Consider the following 15,928-nt stretch of genomic DNA (forward strand, 5'->3'; position numbering starts at 1 on the left):
ATCGAGCCAGATCACGGCACCGACTCCCGACAAATTCAGTACGTCGCGCTCAAGCCGGCTGAGGGCAGAAGGGCCCCCCCGGAGTCATTGAGAATCTAGTTACCACCGATGCCGGCGTTCACTCCTTATCGCGTGTTACCCATTTGAGCACTTCCCTTTGGGCAACAGGGCTGCCAATGCATAGAGTTGCTGCGCTTGGGCGTCGATGTTCATTCGGCAAGGCTCGATGACCTGCGCCTCGACGCCGCAATCTTTTGCGATTTCAGCCAAAGCGGCCACCTTTGGCGCGAAATGATGCAGGGCTTTGGCGATCGCGCCTCGCTCGCGGTCATCTACTTCCAGGTCTTCGACAATTTCCGTCCAGACGCGTTGCACCTTGCCGTCGCGGGCTTTCCAGTGGGAGCTGCGCGGGATGATCTCCGGATCGAGGAACATCGGAGCAAAGTCGAAGAGGGGTGTGAGCTGCAGTGTTCCATCCGGCAGCCGTTGCACCGCAGTGTTGCGGGCGTGGTTGTCGCTGTTGCGCATTGCTAGGTTCAGAACATCGCGCAGCATGAATTCGATCGTCTCGCCAAGCGGGTCGGTCACTACGGATCGCAGCCCGCGCAGCAGCGTCTGCTGGCTCTTCGGAAGCCCGAAGCCACGCAGGTCACACACGCTCGCCAAGCTTTCTTGATACAAGCGATGCAGGTGGCCTTCCACCAGCGGTCGATCGAAGCGACGCACGAACAGCACGTCACCGCGCACCTCCGGTGCCGAAGTCATGCGCAGCCCGCATGCCGCGGCTAAACGCAGATAGGCGGCTTCGTTTCGCAGCACGGTTCGATCCGCTTTGCTCTTGCCGCGCGGCAGCTTGAGAAGCCAGTGATCGCGTGCGTGTTCATCGGGCAGCGCCATGTCCGGAAACCAGTGCCCCTCTTCGTCGGTGTTCAGCAGGTATTTGGGGGACACGCCCTGGACCCCGGTGGTGCCGGATGCCAGCATTGCATGCGTCGATAGATGGTTGAGGAATTCATCGGTGTGTCCGAGTACGTCTTCCGCCGAGAAGCCAGCTGTCGCTGCCGTGCCGGCGGCGCTCCGTGCTTCCTCCTCATCGAAGAACCGCAGCGCCGAGTCGAATCTCAAGCAGCCGATGGGACTGAAGGCACCGGCCATGACGAGTGGCAGGACCAGGTTCTCGGCGTCCTGCAGTCCTAAGCGCTGGAGAAGGTACTTTCTACCCTCGCCTTGTGGAGCAAGGTCATAGAGGAATGCACTGGCTCGCCGATCGACCTCCTGCCCGGTCGGGCCGTCCACGAACCTGTCCGGCTCCAGGCCGAGGGGCAGGCCCGACGCGATAGGTACCGGGTCGTCGACGCCGAAGACGTACTCCGGAAGATATTCCACGCGGCAACGGTCAGAGCCCAGGGCCTGAACGGTGGCAGCGGCGTGCCATTCGCCGCCCAGATGGATCTGAACGATCGCGGTCTCACGCACAGGAGTGGACATCGATGACAAGCCCAGGATCGAAATCCTTGTTCTCGAATTGCCCTTTTCGGTTCAAGTACCCGCGGGGGTTGCACACCACCCGGCATGTGCCGACTTCGTAATTGAAGCTGTCATGCGTATGCCCGTGCACGAAGAGTGAGGGGACCGTGAAGAAGTCGGGTGGCATCTCGTTGACGAATCCACCCGAAAGCCAGTCTCCAGCGAACCGGGGCGCCAAAGAGTTGCGGTGCGGCGCGTGGTGGGTGACGACCGCCGTAGACCCGTTGAATGGCTCAGACAGCTTCGCGCGTAGCCACGAGCGGTGCCGCCGATGGATCTGCAAGGTGTCCGCCGGCACCAAGCGCCGCGTGCCGCGGGAGTTGGAGGTCTGCGGGTCATCAATGCGGATGGCGGAGTAGTCGGCCAGGTAGCGCGCGCTCTCCGTCATGGAGCGCTGGCGATCGGACAGCAGACGCACCGGCTGCCCCGCGAAGCCTGGATTGTCGATGCGCAGGCGGAAGTCAGTCCACAGGGTGCAGCCAAGGAAGCGCACGCCGGCGATCACGACCTCGTCGCAATCGAGAAAGTGGATGCCGAGTTCCTTGGCGCGGCGTCGCATCTTCGCCAGCTCTCGGCCCATCACTGACTGGTAGTACTCGTGATTGCCAGCGATCTGAATGATGGGCTTGCCGCGAAACCGGTCCGCTGCCCACTCGAGGGCAGCCGTTGCTGGCGAATGGATGTCACCGGCGAGGATGGCGACATCGAACTGGAGATCAGGTGCTGGCTCGAAGGGGGCGAACTCGAGGTGGAGATCGGAGAGGATCAGTGCTTTCATTGGGATGCCCCTTCAAAGCGCGCGCGAAGCTCAGCACGGGCCTTGTCGTCAAAGCCCGTGAACGAGCCGCACACCACCAAATGGTCCTTGCAGTGGTCGAACTGCCAATAGGCATCGTCGAGTGCGATCCAGGGCTCGTCGACCGCATCGTGAAGCTGGAGCCAATCGAGGATTTCTTTTTCACGATTTCTGTACGGCGGCTGAAGGCCAAAGCCCGAAGGAGGGATAGCGCCAACGATGCGAGTCCGGATGTCGCTGGAGAACGGCTTCAGCAGTGTCTTGTTGAGCAGGTGCTCACGCCAGAACGAACTGATCACGATCTTCACGAACGGGAACTCACGCAACAACGTCTCCAGGCGCGGCAGGAAGCAGAACTTGGCACCGCCGTTGTAGATGTGTTCCTCCCCTTCGGGATGGAGCACGCCGTCGAAGTCGAGGAACAGGATCATTCCGTCTCCTCAAGCCACTCCCACCAAGCAACCACGTCAGGCGCGACTACGTCGACACCGAAGGCGCGGAAGGGCGGTGCTGCCGCCCTCATACGACACCTCCGTGTTGAATCGCGTTGAGGATCGATCGCACCTTTTCCGAACCGCCTCCGGCGGCGAACGCTGCCGGCGTTTGGCCATCGAGCCATTCGTGCGGTTTGTCCAGCCACACTCGGGCCTCTGCGCCGAACACTTGCTCAGCGAGATTCAGCAAGTCTTGTGAAGGACTTCCCAACCCAGTTTTCTCGTGCGGATCCCGTGGCCATGCTAGGTACGAGCCCATGTCTACCCCGAAGGCGCGAAACGGTCCCGCAGCGGGCATCAAGCCCTCCTCGGCGTAATTTATGTTCTGGTGATGATGGCCATGGACCACCAACAGAACGCCGAGCTTCTCGGCAAGCTCGTCGATCGCCCGCCAGCCGTGCGGATGAGCCGAAGGCGCTTCGTGCGTCACCAGGATGTCCGCGGGGCCGCTGCGCTGCAGTTGCTGGTAGTCGGCTGGGAAGATCGACGATCGGTGCCGACGCGAGATGCCGTCGCGCCAGCGCTCTTCGCGCTTCATGGTTCGGCGCATGGCATCGCTCGACTGGAACGCAGCTTCCTCAATCGGCCGTCGCGGATCCCAGATCTTGCTGCGGAAGACGCCGCCCAGGCCCGCGACCCTGGACCCGGCGACGGAGATCACACGGCCATCGAGATTTCGATGCGCGAGCTTCGATCCCCACAGGTTGTCGTAGGCGGCGTCCGAGCCCGAGTCCGAGTCCGTATCGTGATTCCCGTGGATGAACCAGACCTCGGTGAGGTCCAGGATCGACTGCAGTTCGACATGCAGGGGCTGGCGCGCCTGGATGTCGCCCAGCAGCACGATCGCCTCGGGCCGGAAGCGCTCGACCGCGGCGATCACGGGTTCGAGATCACCGTGCGGGTCGCCGAAGAACATCAGCTTTGGCGCTGACTGCTCGTGCTCGGATCGCGCATGGGGGCCTGACGGGGTAAGTGGTTTCATTTCATGTGCGTCGAAGTGGCGACGAAGCATCGGTCAGCCGCAAATCGCAGGAAGTGCGAGCGCAGCTCTTGAAAGCTGTCCTGATCAAACGCCCGCGTGGGATCGGTGAGCACGAGTCGCGCTAAGCCTGCGTCGAAGCTCGAGGGCCAATCGTCAAGCGCGACCCACTCTGCGTCGCTACGGCCGTTCCCGTCGAGCCAAGCCTGGATCTCCAACTGGCGTCGGTGTCGGACGACGACACTTGGGTCAATCTGCGGCGTCGCTCCGATGATCCGATTCCGGATGTCGGCGCTGAAATACCGCTGCAGTTGCTCGATGCTTTCGGCCAGTCGCCAATCCGAGGAGATGACGATCTCGACAGACCTGAACTCGCGCAGGAGCCCTTCCAGCCCCGGCAAATGACTGAAGAACCTGCTGCTGAACGAGTAGTCCGCGCCGACAGGATGAAGAACACCGTCTACATCCAGGAACAGCAGATCGCTAGGGTCACCGGCGCGGCCGGGGGCGTCATGGATCGGCATCGCTTTCACCATTGAGCCCTCGCCCCTGGCAGAAACAGTGGTGTCTTATAGGTCGGCGATCTGCTTGGGATTGAGCCGCTTGATTTCCTGACTACGGCCGAGTCGCCAAGGAACATCAATTTGGGCAGCGCGCCCAAGGGAGAGAGGAGGAGAAAACTGATTCGGCTGAACATTCTGGGCTCCTAGATGGAGCCAAAAATGTCAGCTCCTTAAGACTGGGGAACGAAGGCGAGAAGAGGCGATGCCACCACTGCTATTCGGTTCGCCGACTGGCCTGAACATCCCGAGCGAATCATCACGCGCATAACCACACCTGCATCGATGCCGACGCATTTGGCGGTAGTGGCCGAGAGCTTGAACATGGGGGATTCGTAAAAGGTAGAGGTGAACTAACAAGTCGATCTTAGCTGTAGGCGCTGCATGCAAGCAACACACAACTAAATTAGCCCCTCCTGCTTGCTTTAGGAGGGGTTTACGACTCTATTACCCCGTTTACGACTCTATTTGAGTGTTTACGACTTTATTAGGCCAGATCAGCCGACGAATCGGCCCCGCCGCTCACTCCACCGTCACGCTCTTCGCCAGGTTGCGCGGCTTGTCCACATCGGTGCCGCGCGCGCAGGCCGTGTGGTACGCCAGCAGCTGCAGCGGCACCACGTGCAGGATGGGCGACAGCGCGCCGTAGTGCTCGGGCATGCGGATCACGTGCAGGCCTTCGCTGCTCTTGATCCTGGTGTCGCCGTCGGCCAGCACGTAGAGCACGCCGCCGCGCGCACGCACTTCCTGCAGGTTGCTCTTGAGCTTCTCGAGCAGCGTGTCGTTCGGCGCCACGGCCACCACGGGCATCTCGCTGGTGACCAGCGCGAGCGGGCCGTGCTTGAGCTCGCCGGCGGCATAGGCCTCGGCGTGGATGTAGGTCACTTCCTTGAGCTTGAGCGCGCCTTCGAGCGCGATCGGGTAGTGCAGCCCGCGGCCGAGGAACAGCGCGTTGTCCTTGCGCGCGAAGTCTTCGGCCCAGCCGATGATCTGCGGCTCCAGCGCCAGCACCGACTGCAGCGCCACGGGCAGGTGGCGCATCTCCTTCAGGTAGCGCGCCTCGTCTTCGGCGCTCAGGCGGCCCTTGGCCTGCGCGATGGCCAGCGTCAGCAGGAACAGGCCGGCCAGTTGCGTGGTGAAGGCCTTGGTCGACGCCACGCCGATCTCCACGCCGGCGCGCGTGATGTACGCCAGCTTGCACTCGCGCACCATGGCGCTGGTGGCCACGTTGCAGATGGTCAGCGTCTGTTCCATGCCCAACGAGCGCGCGTGCTTCAGCGCGGCCAGCGTGTCGGCGGTTTCGCCCGACTGGCTGATGGTGACGACCAGCGTCTTGGGGTCGGGCACGGAGTCGCGGTAGCGGTACTCGCTGGCGATCTCGACCTGCGTGGAGATCTTTGCGATGCCTTCGAGCCAGTACTTGGCGGTGCAGCCGCTGTAGTAGCTGGTGCCGCAGGCGAGGATGAGGATCTTGTCGATGTCCTGGAACACGCGGTGCGCGCTCGCACCGGTGGCACCGTCCTGGCCCACGCCGTCGAACAGCTCGGGCACGATGCCCTCCACGCCTTCGAGCGTGTCGCCGATGGCGCGCGGCTGCTCGAAGATTTCCTTCTGCATGTAGTGGCGGTAGGGGCCGAGCTCGGCCGCGCCGCTGTGCGCATGCACGGTGCGCACCTGGCGGGTCACAGGCTTGTGGTTCTTGTCGACGATCCAGTACTTGCCGGGCTGCAGGTCGACCACGTCGCCTTCCTCGAGATAGATGATCTGGTCGGTCACGCCGGCCAGGGCCATGGCATCGCTGGCCAGGAAGTTCTCCGCGCCGTCCTTGCCCGCGCCGAGGATCAGCGGCGAGCCGGCGCGCGCGCCGACCACGCGCTGCGGCTCGTCGCGGCAGATCACGGCAATGGCGTAGGCGCCGTGCAGCTGCAGCACGGTGGCCTTCACGGCTTCGAACAGATCGCCGTCGTACAGGCTGTCGACCAGGTGGGCGATGACCTCGGTGTCGGTCTGGCTCTCGAACACGTAGCCCTTGGCTTCGAGCGCGGCGCGCAGGGTCTCATGGTTTTCGATGATGCCGTTGTGCACCAGCGCGACGCGCCCGGGGCGCGCGGCTTGCGCGTCGGCGCCGGGGCCGTGGCTGAAGTGCGGGTGCGCGTTGTGCACGGCGGGCGCGCCGTGCGTGGCCCAGCGCGTGTGGGCGATGCCGGTGAGGCCCTCGACCTTGTCGTCGCGCACCTGCGCCACGAGGTCGGCCACGCGCGAGGTGGTGCGGGCGCGCGTCAGGCCGCCGGCATGCACCGCCACGCCGCACGAGTCATAGCCGCGGTATTCGAGCCGCTGGAGGCCCTGGACCAGGACCGGAACGATGTTGCGATGGGACGCTGCCCCGACGATGCCGCACATGGTGGACTGCCTTTGAATGAAGAAGAGGCTCGATGGTAGGGAGGCACGGAAGAAATATGTTTTCCAATTTCAATTGATTTCGGACTTTTATTTCTTCATTTCTCTCATTTGGATTTTTCTTCCATAATTTATCTAAATATGGAATCAATCTCTCTGGATTCAATAGACATGCGGCTGCTCGATGCGGTGCAGCGCGACGCCTCGCAGACCAACCAGCGCCTGGCCGCCGACATCGGCATCTCGCCGCCCACCTGCCTGCGCCGCGTGCAGCGCCTGCGCGAGATCGGCCTGATCGAGCGGCAGGTGGCGCTGCTGTCGCCCGACCGCCTGGCCGCGGTGCTGGGCCACGGGCTGCAGGCGGTGGTGGAAATCTCGCTGGACCGGCAGGACGCCGCGTCGCTCGACGCCTTCGAGACCCGTGTGATCGCCGACGACGCGGTGCAGCAATGCTGGCGCGTGTCGCCCGGCCCCGACTTCGTGCTGGTCGTGGCCGCGCGCGACATGCCGGACTACGGCGCGCTCACACAGCGCCTGTTCACGGCCGATGCGAACGTGCGCAACGTGAAAGCCTTCTTCAGCCTCAAGCGCGCGAAGTTCGAGCCCCGGGTCCCACTGCCGCTGCCGCTGGCACCTGGAGCCTGAGAACTTTCAAGAGACCGTCAGGCCTTCGGCTTCTTCTGCGGGCGCTTCCAGTTCGCAAAGCTCACCTGCTTGCCGCGCGCCACGGTCAGCGCGCCCGGCTCGGTCGATTTGTTGATCGTGGAGCCGCCGCCGACGGTGCCGCCCGCGCCGATGGTGATGGGCGCCACCAGCACGCAGTTGCTGCCCACGTGCACGTCGTCGCCGATCACGGTGCGGTGCTTGTTGGCGCCGTCGTAGTTGGCGGTGATGCTGCCCGCGCCGTAGTTCACGCGCTCGCCCACGGTGGCGTCGCCCAGGTAGGCCAGGTGGTTGGCCTTGGCACCGGCGGCCAGCGTCGAGTTCTTCACCTCGACGAAGTTGCCGATGTGCACCTCGGCGCCCAGTTGCGCGCCGGGCCGCAGCCGCGCGAAGGGGCCGATGAGCGCGCCCGCGCCCACCGTCACGCCGGCCTTCTCGCCTTCGATGTGGGTGAACGGGTGGATCACCGCGCCGGCCTCGATGCGCGCGTTGGCAATGACGCAGTTCGCGCCGATGCGCACGCCCTCGCCCAGCGACACCGCGCCTTCGAAGATGCAGTTGACGTCGATCTCGACGTCGGAGCCGCAGTCGAGCGTGCCGCGCAGGTCGAAGCGCGCCGGGTCGGCCAGGCGCACGCCCTGCTCCATCAGCGCGTTCGCCTGGCGCAGCTGCCAGGCACGCTCGAGCGCCGCGAGCTGGGCCGGGCTGTTGATGCCGGCGACCTGCAGCGCGTCGGTGGTGATGTGCGCGACCACGGGCACGCCGTCGGCCGCCGCCAGCTTCACCACGTCGGTCAGGTAGTACTCGCCCTGCGCGTTCTTGTTGTCGAGCCGCGCGAGCCAGCCCTTGAGCAGGCGCGCGGGCACGGCCATCACGCCGCTGTAGATCTCGCGCACGGCGCGCTGGACTTCGTTGGCGTCCTTGTGCTCGACGACGGCGGTGACCTCGCCGCCGGCGGTGGTGCGGATCACGCGGCCGTAGCCGCTCGGGTCGTCGAATTCGATGGTCAGCAGCGCGAGGCGCTCGCCCGCGCTGGCGGCGATGAGCGCACGCAGCGTGTCTTCGCCGATGAGCGGCACGTCGCCCGAAAGCACGACCACGGTGCCGTCGTCCGGCAGCAACGGCGCGGCCTGCTGCACCGCGTGACCGGTGCCGAGCTGCGGCTCCTGGCGCGCGAAACGCAGGTTGGCGCCCGAAACTGCACCGGCCATGGCGGCCTCGACTTGCGCCGCGCCATGCCCCGTCACGACCACCACGTCGCGCGCACCGACGCGCGCGGCGGTGTCGGCCACATGGGCCAGCAATGCGCGGCCGGCCAATCGATGCAACACTTTGGGCCACTTGCTTTTCATGCGCGTGCCCTTGCCGGCCGCCATGATGACGACGTCGACCGGCCCCAGGTTGTCTTGTTGCGGAGTCTGATTCATGCGTTTTTCTTCCCGAATTCGTTGCGCGAGCGTGGCGCGAATTATCGGCGTGCTGCTGCTCGCTGCCGCCCTGGGGGCTTGCAGTGCGATCAAGCTGGCCTACAACAACCTGCCCACCGTGAGCTATTGGTGGCTCGACGGCTACCTGGACTTCGACAGCGCGCAGAACCCGAAGGTGCGCGAGGAGCTCGCGCGGCTGCTGGCCTGGCACCGCCAGAACGAGCTGCCGCGCGTGGCCGCGCTGCTGCAGGAGGCCCAGGCGCTGGCCCCGGGCGAGGTGACGCCGGCGCAGGTCTGCGCCATGGCCGACCGCATCCGCGAGCGGCTGCTGGCGGTGGCCGATCGCGCCGAACCCGCCGGCACCGGCCTGGCCTTGAGCCTGACCGGCGCGCAGCTGTTCCACCTGGAGCGCAAGTACGCCAGGAACAACGCCGAGTACCGCAAGGACTGGCTCGACCGCACACCGGCCCAGGTGCGGGAAAAGCGCTACGACCAGTTCCTGGACCGCACGGAGGATTTCTACGGCCGGCTCACGTCGGAACAGCGCGAGCTGCTGAAGCAGCAGGTCGCGCAGTCGGTGTTCGACCCGAAGCTGGCCGACGCCGAGCGCCGCAAGCGCCAGCAGGAGGCGCTGGTGCTGCTGCGCGGCTTCGCCACCCGCAAGCCCGCGCCTGCCGAGGCGCAGGCCGCGCTGCACGGCTACATCCAGCGCATTGCCGATCCGCTGCCCGGCGCGTGGCGCGACCAGCAGCAGGCCCTGCTGCAGGAAGGCTGCCGCAACACCGCCGCCCTGCACAACGGCACGAGCGCGAGCCAGCGCGCCCAGGCGGTGCGCCGGCTGCAGGCCTACCAGGACGATTTGCAGGAACTGATGGCAGCGCCCTGAACCCTGAAGGAAGGCCGCGCGCCGACCCTGCCTCAGATCAGCGGCGTGGGACGCATCGGGCGCTCGAAGTAGTCGCCCAGCGTCTCGAGCGCGTGCGGCTCCAGGATGCGCAGCCAGCCGGCGTCGATCTTGTAGAGCCCCTGGCGCTGCAGCCGCCGCAGCGTCTTGTTGGTGTGCACCAGCGACAACCCCAGCGCGTCGGCGATGTGCTGCTGGTTGAACGGAAACTCGACCCAGCCGTCGCGCACCATGCCCACGCGCTCGGCGCGCCGGTACAGGTGCATCAGCAGCATGGCCACGCGCTCGCTGGCATTGCGCCGGCCGGCGGTGACGAGCTGGTCGTCGACCATCTTTTCTTCGCGCGCGGCGAGCCAGGTGATGTCGTAGCCCAGCTTGGGCTGGGCATGGAACAGGCCCCAGAGCCGGTCGCGCGAGAAGGCGCACAGCGTGACGTCGGTGACCGCCTCGACGCCGTGCGTCTGGCCGTCGGCGAACTCGTCCTGCAGGCCGACGAAGTCGCCGGGCAGCAGGAAGCTCAGGATCTGCCGCCGGCCGTCGCTCAGGGTCTTGAAGCGGAAGGCCCAGCCCGCGTAGAGCGTGAACAGCTGGGCGCTGCGCCGGTGCTCCTCGACGATGGCCCCGCCGGCTTCCACGCGGCGGGCGCCGACGCGGAACGACTGGATCGTCTTGAGTTCTTCCTCGGAACAGGGCAGGAACGCATCGAGCCGGCGCAATGCGCACTGGTCGCACGGGTTGACGCCCTGGGGGGGTGGCGCCGCGGCGGGATAGTCCTCGAATTTCACGCTGCACTATAGGCGCTCGGCGTGTGTCTTTTGACATTTCGCGACGTCTGGAGGGTACCTACACTGCGCAGCGTTTCCCCTCCAGACGCATGACAGAACACTCGCTCTACGAAGTCCTTTACTGCAGCACGCTCGCCCAGGACCTGCCCCCGACCACCGTGGGCTCCATCGCTTCCCGGGCGCGCGGGCGCAACGCGGAGCGCGGCATCACCGGCCTCCTGGTGTTCGACGGACAGCGTTTCTGCCAGCACCTGGAGGGACCGCGCGAGGCGGTCGACGCGCTGATGAGCTCGATCGGCAAGGACCCGCGCCACACCGACATCCGGGTGGTGTACGAAGCTCCGCTGGCGGTGCGCCGCTACACGGGCTTCGGCATGGGCCTGGCCGAGAGCGAGGGGCCCGACCTGATGGCCGGCGTGCACGTGCTCGACGGGCAGGTGGCGCTGCGGCACTTCCTGGCGCTGCTGCCGAGCTTCGACATCAACGGTTGAACTGAGTTGGCCGCGGGGGCTGCGCAGGCAGCCGCCCGCGCGAAAGAAGCTTCAAAAAGAAAAAGGCGGCCGAGGCCGCCTTTTCAGCTCCTGGAGGCAGAACAATCAGGCGTTGTCCCAGCTGTAGGTCGCGCCGTAGCCGTCCCACGCCTCCATCACGATGCGCTGGCCCGCGGCCACCGCCAGCGATTCGCCCGGTGCCAGCACCAGGTCTTCGCTGGGGTTGGCGAGCGTGGCATCGGGCGTGATCCACACCCGGCCCTGCTTCACGCGCAGCACGCTGGCCGACCGCGCCTTCAGGCTCATCGCCTCGCCGGGCGCAATCTGCCAGGCGCCACGGCGAACGGCTGGCGGAACGGCAGCGGTGCGGGTGGAAGCGGACAGGGGCGAGAGCGATTCGGTGGTGCAGACGGCGGTGGACATGATGAAACTCCTTGGGCTTTGCCGAAGCGCGGCCGGTCAGACAGAGACGGGGCAATAGCGCAGTTCGGGAATGAATGATCGTTTCTCAGGCGCCGGGGGTCCAATGAAAACGAGGTAGGCTACTGATGCGATCTGCGCATCAATCGATTTCTGCACCGGCCGCCTCCCAAAGTCATATCCATGCAACATTCGCAAACCCATCTGCGCTCCCGCCCGATCTCGGCCGGCCACCTGCGGGCCTTCGAGGCCGTGGCCCGGCACCTGAACTTCCGCGCCGCCGCGGAGGAAATGGCCCTGACGCAGTCGGCAGTGAGCCGCCAGATCCAGTCGCTGGAAGAAGAAGTGGGCGTGGGGTTGTTCCTGCGCCACACGCGGGCGGTGGAGCTCACCAGCGCCGGGGCGCTGCTGCTGCTGGCGGTGCAGCAGTCGCTGCCGCGCATCGACACGGCGGTGCGGCAGATCCGCCAGAGCGCGGGGCGCCAGAGCGTGTCGCTGACCACGTTCGCCTCGTTCGCGTCGATGTGGCTCATTCCGCGGCTGGAGGCCTTCCAGCGCGACAACCCCGAGATCGACATCCGCATCGACGCCAGCGACGTGGCGGTCGACCTGGAAGTGGCCGACGTGGACATCGCCCTGCGCTACGGCCCGCGCGAGACCATGTCGGCCGGCGCCCTGCGCCTGTTCGGCGAGACGCTGACGCCGGTGGCCAGCCCCTGGCTGCTGAAGAGCAACCCGCCCATCAAGACGCCCGCCGACATCACCCGCTTCACGCTGATCGAGGCCGGCGACGCGCACCGCACGCACCTGGAATGGCTGACTTGGCGGCGCTGGTTCGAGGTGAACGGGCTGGAGCGGGCGCAGCCCAAGCGCTGGCTCTATTTCAACTACGCCTACCAGATGGTGCAGGCCGCCCTCACCGGCCAGGGCGTGACGCTGGCGCGCAGCTCGCTGATTGCCGAGAGCCTGGCCAACGGCGACCTGGTCGAGGTGCTGCCGCAGCACCGCATGGATTCACCGATGGCCTACTGGCTCATTGCCGGGCCGCGCAGCGCGCTGCGCCCCGAAATCAGGGCTTTCTGCGACTGGCTGCAGCTGCAGGCCGCGACCACGCGCGAGACCATCGGCGAGGTGCCGGACCCGGACACGGTCGACAACCTCGACTGAGCGGGCCTCGCCCGATCAAGCCACGCCAGGCCAGGCCACGTCAGCTCGTCGGCCAGACCACGCCGTTGTCGTTGAGGATGGCGTCCAGCGGCAGGTCGTGCGCCTCGGGGTCGAAGTCTTCCAGGAAGCCGTGAGTGAACCCCAGCCCCACCGTGAACGGCCGCGGCTCCAGCGCCGCCAGCGTGCGGTCGTAGAAACCGCCGCCGTAGCCCAGCCGGTAGCCGCCCGCGCTGTAGCCCACGCAGGGCACGAACAGCAGCGTTGGCACGATCAGCTCGGTGTCCTTGGGCTTGGGAATGCCGTAGGCGTCTTCTTCCATCTGGCAGCCCGGGTACCAGGCATGGAAGGTCAGCGTCTTGTGAACTTTGTCGATCACCGGCAGTCCGATGCGGCGACGCTGCGACTCTTCCATGAGTTCGCCGTCTTCCTTCCAGCGGTGCAGTGCCGGCAACGGATCGAACTCGCCCTTGATCGGCCAGTAGGCGCCGATCACGGTGTCGGGCCGCCCGACCAGCCAGATCCGCATCACGCGCTGCAACAGGTCCGCGCGTGTCAGCCGATCAGGCATCGCCAGGCGTTGTTCGATCAATGCCTTGCGCAGCTGATCCTTCAGAAAACTCGCCGTCGCCGAGGTGTCGGCACCCTTTGACTTGTCCATAATCCCCCGATGCAGTTCCCAAGCATTTTGGCACCCCAGCGGCCCAGCCACCGCGCCCATCGGCGCAACGCAACACCCGCACTGGTTTTTTCCGCGGTCCTGGCCCTCGCCGCGTTGTTCTCGCAACAACCCGCCGCCGCCCAGAGCAACACCAACGACGACGTGCTGGTCCAGATGAAGCAGGCCTTCCAGCGCGGCGACAAGGCCCGCCTCGCGGCCCTGTTGCCGCAGGCCCGCGGCCATGCCCTGGAACCTTGGGCCGCCTACTGGGAACTCAAGGCGCGCCTGCAGGAAGCCGCCCCCAACGAAGTGCAGGACTTCTTCGCGCGCTACCCCGGCACCTACCAGGAAGACCGGCTGCGCAACGACTGGCTGCTGCTCACGGGCCAGCGCCGCGACTGGGACAACTTCTCCGCCGCCGTGGCCGGCTTCCGCATGGGCGACGACGCACAGGTGCGCTGCTACGCCGTGCTGGCCGACACGCTGCGCACCGGCACCGCCACGCAGGCCCAGGCCGACGACGTGCGCCGCGACTGGCTCAGCCAGAAGGAAGCCGACGACGGCTGCCTCACCGCCGCCGACCGCATGGTGGCCGCGCGCCTGCTCTCGCCCAACGACGCCTGGAAGAAGGCGCGCCTGGCCATGGAGGCCAACCGCCCGCAGGCCGCGCGCGGCGCCATCACCATTGCCGCGCCCGACGCGCTGCCGCTGTTCGAGGAGCTCAACGCCAGTTCGGCCAAGTTCCTGACCGGGCGCGCCTTCGTGGCCGCCAAGTCGCGCAAGGAACTGGTGGTGCTCGCGCTCATCAAGGTCGCCATTGCCGACCCCGAGCAGGCCGCCTCGCAGCTCGACAGCAAGTGGGGCCCGATGCTTTCGGCCGAAGAGCGCAACTGGCTGTGGGGCACCATCGGCCGCGCCGCCGCGCTCAAGCTGTGGCCGCAGGCCGGCACGTACTTCGGCAACGTCACCAAGAACGCCGACCTGTCCGACGACATGCTCGGCTGGCGCGTGCGCACCGCGCTGCGCGCAGGCCAGTGGAAAGAGGTGGCCCCCGCCATCAACGCCATGAGCGAGACCGCCCAGCTCGACCCGACCTGGGTCTACTGGAAGGCCCGCGCGCTCGCCACCGAGCGCAGCGAAGAGCGCCGCACCCAGGCGCGCGACCTGTACCAGAGCATTGCCGGCTCGCGCGGCTTCTACGAAATGCTGGCGCTCGAGGAGCTCGGCCAGCGCACCGTGGCCGCCACCCGCCCCGCCCCGCTCACGCCCGAGGAAAAGGCCGCTGCGCGCGCCAACCCGGCGCTGGCCCGGGGCCTGTACGCCATCGCCATCGGCCTGCGCTCCGAAGGCACGCGCGAGTGGAACTACGCCACCAACCTGCACGACAAGGGCGGCATGGACGACCGCGCGCTGCTGGCCGCGGCCGACTTCGCCTGCCAGCGCGAGGTGTGGGACCGCTGCATCAACACCAGCGAGCGCACCAAGGGCGTGGTCGACGTCGAGCAGCGCTTCCCCATGCCGTTCCACGACACGGTGCTGCGCAAGGCGCAGGACATCGGCCTGGACCCGGCCTACGTGTACGGCCTGATCCGCCAGGAAAGCCGCTTCATCATGGACGCGCGCTCCGGCGTCGGCGCCTCGGGCCTCATGCAGGTCATGCCCGCCACCGCGCGCTGGACGGCCCGCAAGATCGGCCTGAGCGACTTCACGCCCGGCCAGATCAACGACCGCGAGACCAACATCACCATCGGCACCAACTACCTGAAGCTCGCGCTCGACGACTTCGACGGGTCGATGGCGCTGGCCGCCGCCGCGTACAACGCGGGCCCCGGCCGCCCGCGCAGCTGGCGCAACGGACCGGTCGTCGAGGCCGCCATCTGGGCCGAGAACGTGCCGTTCAACGAGACGCGCGACTACGTGAAGAAGGTGCTGGCCAACACCACCAACTACGCCGCCATCATCAGCGGCCGGCCGCAGTCGCTCAAGGAGCGGCTGGGCCGCGTGGGCCCGCGCGACGCGGCCGAACCGGAACCGAACAAGGACCTGCCCTGAGCTGAGGCACCCCGATGAGCTGGCGCGACGAGGTCCTGGACACCATCGCCTCCGAGTTCTCGGACGTGACCGACGTCGCGCAGCTCACGCGCATCGTGCTGCGCCTCACGCTGGCCGGTGCGCTGGGCTTCGTGCTCGGCTTCGAGCGCGAGCAGGCGGGCAAGGCGGCCGGCGTGCGCACGCACATGCTGGTGGCCATCGGCTCGGCGATGTTCGTGCTCATTCCGCAGCAGACCGGCATCGTGCCGGCCGACATGAGCCGCGTGATCCAGGGGCTGGTGGCGGGCGTGGGCTTCCTGTGCGCGGGCACCATCCTCAAGCAGGGCAAGGACGAGACCCAGGTGCAGGGCCTGACCACGGCCGCGGGCCTGTGGATGACCGCCGCGATCGGCATGGCCTGCGGGCTGGGCCGCGAGGCCACGGCGCTGCTGAGCGCCCTGCTGGCGCTGGCCGTGCTGGCGCTGGTGCCGCGCCTCGTGGGCCTGGTCGAGCGCGTGGCCGGCCCGCCGAAAAACGGCGACGGCGCGCAGGACGCCAAGCCCCGCGTGATCGCCTCGCCGGACGACACGCGCGGGCGCTGAGCCCGTCCCCGCCGCGCAGCCGGC

General features: G+C 66.8%; 16 protein-coding genes. 6 read left to right on the forward strand and 10 right to left on the reverse strand.

Annotated features, from left to right (window positions below; translation table 11 throughout):
• Window positions 1-135: 135 nt before the first annotated feature.
• The 6 genes from BM013_RS09690 to glmS all read right to left on the reverse strand — a co-directional run bounded on the left by BM013_RS09690 (window position 136) and on the right by glmS (window position 6,759).
• Window positions 136-1,488 carry a type II toxin-antitoxin system HipA family toxin gene (locus tag BM013_RS09690; protein ID WP_093125884.1) on the reverse strand — a complete coding sequence of 451 codons (1,353 nt, stop codon included), beginning with the start codon at window positions 1,486-1,488 and terminating at the stop codon, window positions 136-138.
• The gene (locus BM013_RS09695; protein WP_093125886.1) at window positions 1,469-2,305 is read right to left on the reverse strand and encodes a metallophosphoesterase; all 837 of its coding nucleotides are present in this window, start codon (window positions 2,303-2,305) and stop codon (window positions 1,469-1,471) included. The genes BM013_RS09690 and BM013_RS09695 overlap by 20 nt, the downstream gene beginning before the upstream one ends.
• Window positions 2,302-2,754, reverse strand: coding sequence for an HAD domain-containing protein (locus BM013_RS09700; RefSeq protein ID WP_093125889.1), 453 nt, complete (start codon window positions 2,752-2,754; stop codon window positions 2,302-2,304). The genes BM013_RS09695 and BM013_RS09700 overlap by 4 nt, the downstream gene beginning before the upstream one ends.
• 88 nt (window positions 2,755-2,842) lie before the next feature.
• A complete protein-coding gene (locus BM013_RS09705) occupies window positions 2,843-3,799 on the reverse strand; it encodes a metallophosphoesterase (protein WP_093125892.1) in 957 nt (318 codons plus the stop codon).
• Window positions 3,796-4,320 (reverse strand): HAD domain-containing protein, encoded by a 525-nt coding sequence (locus BM013_RS09710; protein ID WP_256221442.1) that lies wholly within the window; start codon window positions 4,318-4,320, stop codon window positions 3,796-3,798. The genes BM013_RS09705 and BM013_RS09710 overlap by 4 nt, the downstream gene beginning before the upstream one ends.
• Window positions 4,321-4,878: 558 nt before the next feature.
• Window positions 4,879-6,759: a glutamine--fructose-6-phosphate transaminase (isomerizing) gene (gene glmS, locus BM013_RS09715; RefSeq protein ID WP_093125897.1), complete on the reverse strand. Its 1,881-nt coding sequence runs from the start codon at window positions 6,757-6,759 to the stop codon at window positions 4,879-4,881.
• Between the two features lie 138 nt (window positions 6,760-6,897).
• Here glmS and BM013_RS09720 point away from each other — a divergent pair, with 138 nt between their 5' ends.
• Window positions 6,898-7,401, forward strand: a complete 504-nt coding sequence (locus tag BM013_RS09720; protein ID WP_093125899.1) for an Lrp/AsnC family transcriptional regulator — start codon at window positions 6,898-6,900, stop codon at window positions 7,399-7,401.
• Window positions 7,402-7,418: 17 nt separating this feature from the next.
• Here the strand turns inward: BM013_RS09720 and glmU are convergent, their stop codons facing one another.
• Window positions 7,419-8,846, reverse strand: coding sequence for a bifunctional UDP-N-acetylglucosamine diphosphorylase/glucosamine-1-phosphate N-acetyltransferase GlmU (gene glmU / locus BM013_RS09725; RefSeq protein WP_093125902.1), 1,428 nt, complete (start codon window positions 8,844-8,846; stop codon window positions 7,419-7,421).
• Here glmU and BM013_RS09730 point away from each other — a divergent pair.
• Window positions 8,845-9,732: a DUF6279 family lipoprotein gene (locus BM013_RS09730; RefSeq protein ID WP_256221443.1), complete on the forward strand. Its 888-nt coding sequence runs from the start codon at window positions 8,845-8,847 to the stop codon at window positions 9,730-9,732. The two genes, glmU and BM013_RS09730, sit on opposite strands and share 2 nt — an antisense overlap.
• 32 nt (window positions 9,733-9,764) lie before the next feature.
• On the opposite strand, the gene BM013_RS09735 is transcribed toward BM013_RS09730, so the two are convergent.
• Window positions 9,765-10,535, reverse strand: a complete 771-nt coding sequence (locus BM013_RS09735; RefSeq protein ID WP_177206319.1) for a Crp/Fnr family transcriptional regulator — start codon at window positions 10,533-10,535, stop codon at window positions 9,765-9,767.
• 89 nt (window positions 10,536-10,624) lie between these two features.
• On the opposite strand from BM013_RS09735, the gene BM013_RS09740 reads away from it, so the two are divergent.
• Window positions 10,625-11,026 carry a BLUF domain-containing protein gene (locus tag BM013_RS09740; RefSeq protein WP_093125905.1) on the forward strand — a complete coding sequence of 134 codons (402 nt, stop codon included), beginning with the start codon at window positions 10,625-10,627 and terminating at the stop codon, window positions 11,024-11,026.
• Window positions 11,027-11,131: 105 nt separating this feature from the next.
• Here BM013_RS09740 and BM013_RS09745 read toward each other — a convergent pair whose 3' ends face one another.
• Window positions 11,132-11,449: a DUF2917 domain-containing protein gene (locus tag BM013_RS09745; protein WP_093125907.1), complete on the reverse strand. Its 318-nt coding sequence runs from the start codon at window positions 11,447-11,449 to the stop codon at window positions 11,132-11,134.
• A gap of 180 nt (window positions 11,450-11,629) precedes the next feature.
• On the opposite strand from BM013_RS09745, the gene BM013_RS09750 reads away from it, so the two are divergent.
• Entirely contained in the window at window positions 11,630-12,613 is a 984-nt protein-coding gene (locus BM013_RS09750; protein WP_093125910.1) for a LysR substrate-binding domain-containing protein, read from the forward strand.
• Between the two features lie 40 nt (window positions 12,614-12,653).
• Here BM013_RS09750 and BM013_RS09755 read toward each other — a convergent pair whose 3' ends face one another.
• Window positions 12,654-13,271 carry a 5-formyltetrahydrofolate cyclo-ligase gene (locus tag BM013_RS09755; RefSeq protein ID WP_093125913.1) on the reverse strand — a complete coding sequence of 206 codons (618 nt, stop codon included), beginning with the start codon at window positions 13,269-13,271 and terminating at the stop codon, window positions 12,654-12,656.
• 9 nt (window positions 13,272-13,280) lie between these two features.
• Between BM013_RS09755 and BM013_RS09760 the strand changes: the two genes are divergently transcribed.
• Window positions 13,281-15,323, forward strand: a complete 2,043-nt coding sequence (locus tag BM013_RS09760) for a lytic transglycosylase domain-containing protein (RefSeq protein ID WP_093125915.1) — start codon at window positions 13,281-13,283, stop codon at window positions 15,321-15,323.
• A 14-nt stretch (window positions 15,324-15,337) separates the two neighbouring features.
• Complete coding sequence (locus BM013_RS09765) at window positions 15,338-15,904, forward strand: MgtC/SapB family protein (protein WP_093125918.1); 567 nt, start codon at window positions 15,338-15,340, stop codon at window positions 15,902-15,904.
• Window positions 15,905-15,928: the final 24 nt, after the last annotated feature.

The sequence above is a fragment of the Variovorax sp. OK605 genome, from assembly GCF_900115445.1.
Classification (GTDB): Bacteria; Pseudomonadota; Gammaproteobacteria; order Burkholderiales; family Burkholderiaceae_C; genus Variovorax.

What these genes read in the sequence shown, in the direction of transcription:
- BM013_RS09720 (WP_093125899.1), top strand. Translation starts at nt 6,898, where the DNA reads ATGGAATCAATCTCTCTGGATTCAATAGACATGCGGCTGCTCGATGCG.
- BM013_RS09750 (WP_093125910.1), top strand. Translation starts at nt 11,630, where the DNA reads ATGCAACATTCGCAAACCCATCTGCGCTCCCGCCCGATCTCGGCCGGC.
- BM013_RS09745 (WP_093125907.1), bottom strand. Translation starts at nt 11,449, where the DNA reads ATGTCCACCGCCGTCTGCACCACCGAATCGCTCTCGCCCCTGTCCGCT.
- glmU (WP_093125902.1), bottom strand. Translation starts at nt 8,846, where the DNA reads ATGAATCAGACTCCGCAACAAGACAACCTGGGGCCGGTCGACGTCGTC.
- BM013_RS09730 (WP_256221443.1), top strand. Translation starts at nt 8,845, where the DNA reads ATGCGTTTTTCTTCCCGAATTCGTTGCGCGAGCGTGGCGCGAATTATC.
- BM013_RS09690 (WP_093125884.1), bottom strand. Translation starts at nt 1,488, where the DNA reads ATGTCCACTCCTGTGCGTGAGACCGCGATCGTTCAGATCCATCTGGGC.
- BM013_RS09740 (WP_093125905.1), top strand. Translation starts at nt 10,625, where the DNA reads ATGACAGAACACTCGCTCTACGAAGTCCTTTACTGCAGCACGCTCGCC.
- glmS (WP_093125897.1), bottom strand. Translation starts at nt 6,759, where the DNA reads ATGTGCGGCATCGTCGGGGCAGCGTCCCATCGCAACATCGTTCCGGTC.
- BM013_RS09695 (WP_093125886.1), bottom strand. Translation starts at nt 2,305, where the DNA reads ATGAAAGCACTGATCCTCTCCGATCTCCACCTCGAGTTCGCCCCCTTC.
- BM013_RS09760 (WP_093125915.1), top strand. Translation starts at nt 13,281, where the DNA reads ATGCAGTTCCCAAGCATTTTGGCACCCCAGCGGCCCAGCCACCGCGCC.
- BM013_RS09765 (WP_093125918.1), top strand. Translation starts at nt 15,338, where the DNA reads ATGAGCTGGCGCGACGAGGTCCTGGACACCATCGCCTCCGAGTTCTCG.
- BM013_RS09705 (WP_093125892.1), bottom strand. Translation starts at nt 3,799, where the DNA reads ATGAAACCACTTACCCCGTCAGGCCCCCATGCGCGATCCGAGCACGAG.
- BM013_RS09755 (WP_093125913.1), bottom strand. Translation starts at nt 13,271, where the DNA reads ATGGACAAGTCAAAGGGTGCCGACACCTCGGCGACGGCGAGTTTTCTG.
- BM013_RS09700 (WP_093125889.1), bottom strand. Translation starts at nt 2,754, where the DNA reads ATGATCCTGTTCCTCGACTTCGACGGCGTGCTCCATCCCGAAGGGGAG.
- BM013_RS09710 (WP_256221442.1), bottom strand. Translation starts at nt 4,320, where the DNA reads ATGCCGATCCATGACGCCCCCGGCCGCGCCGGTGACCCTAGCGATCTG.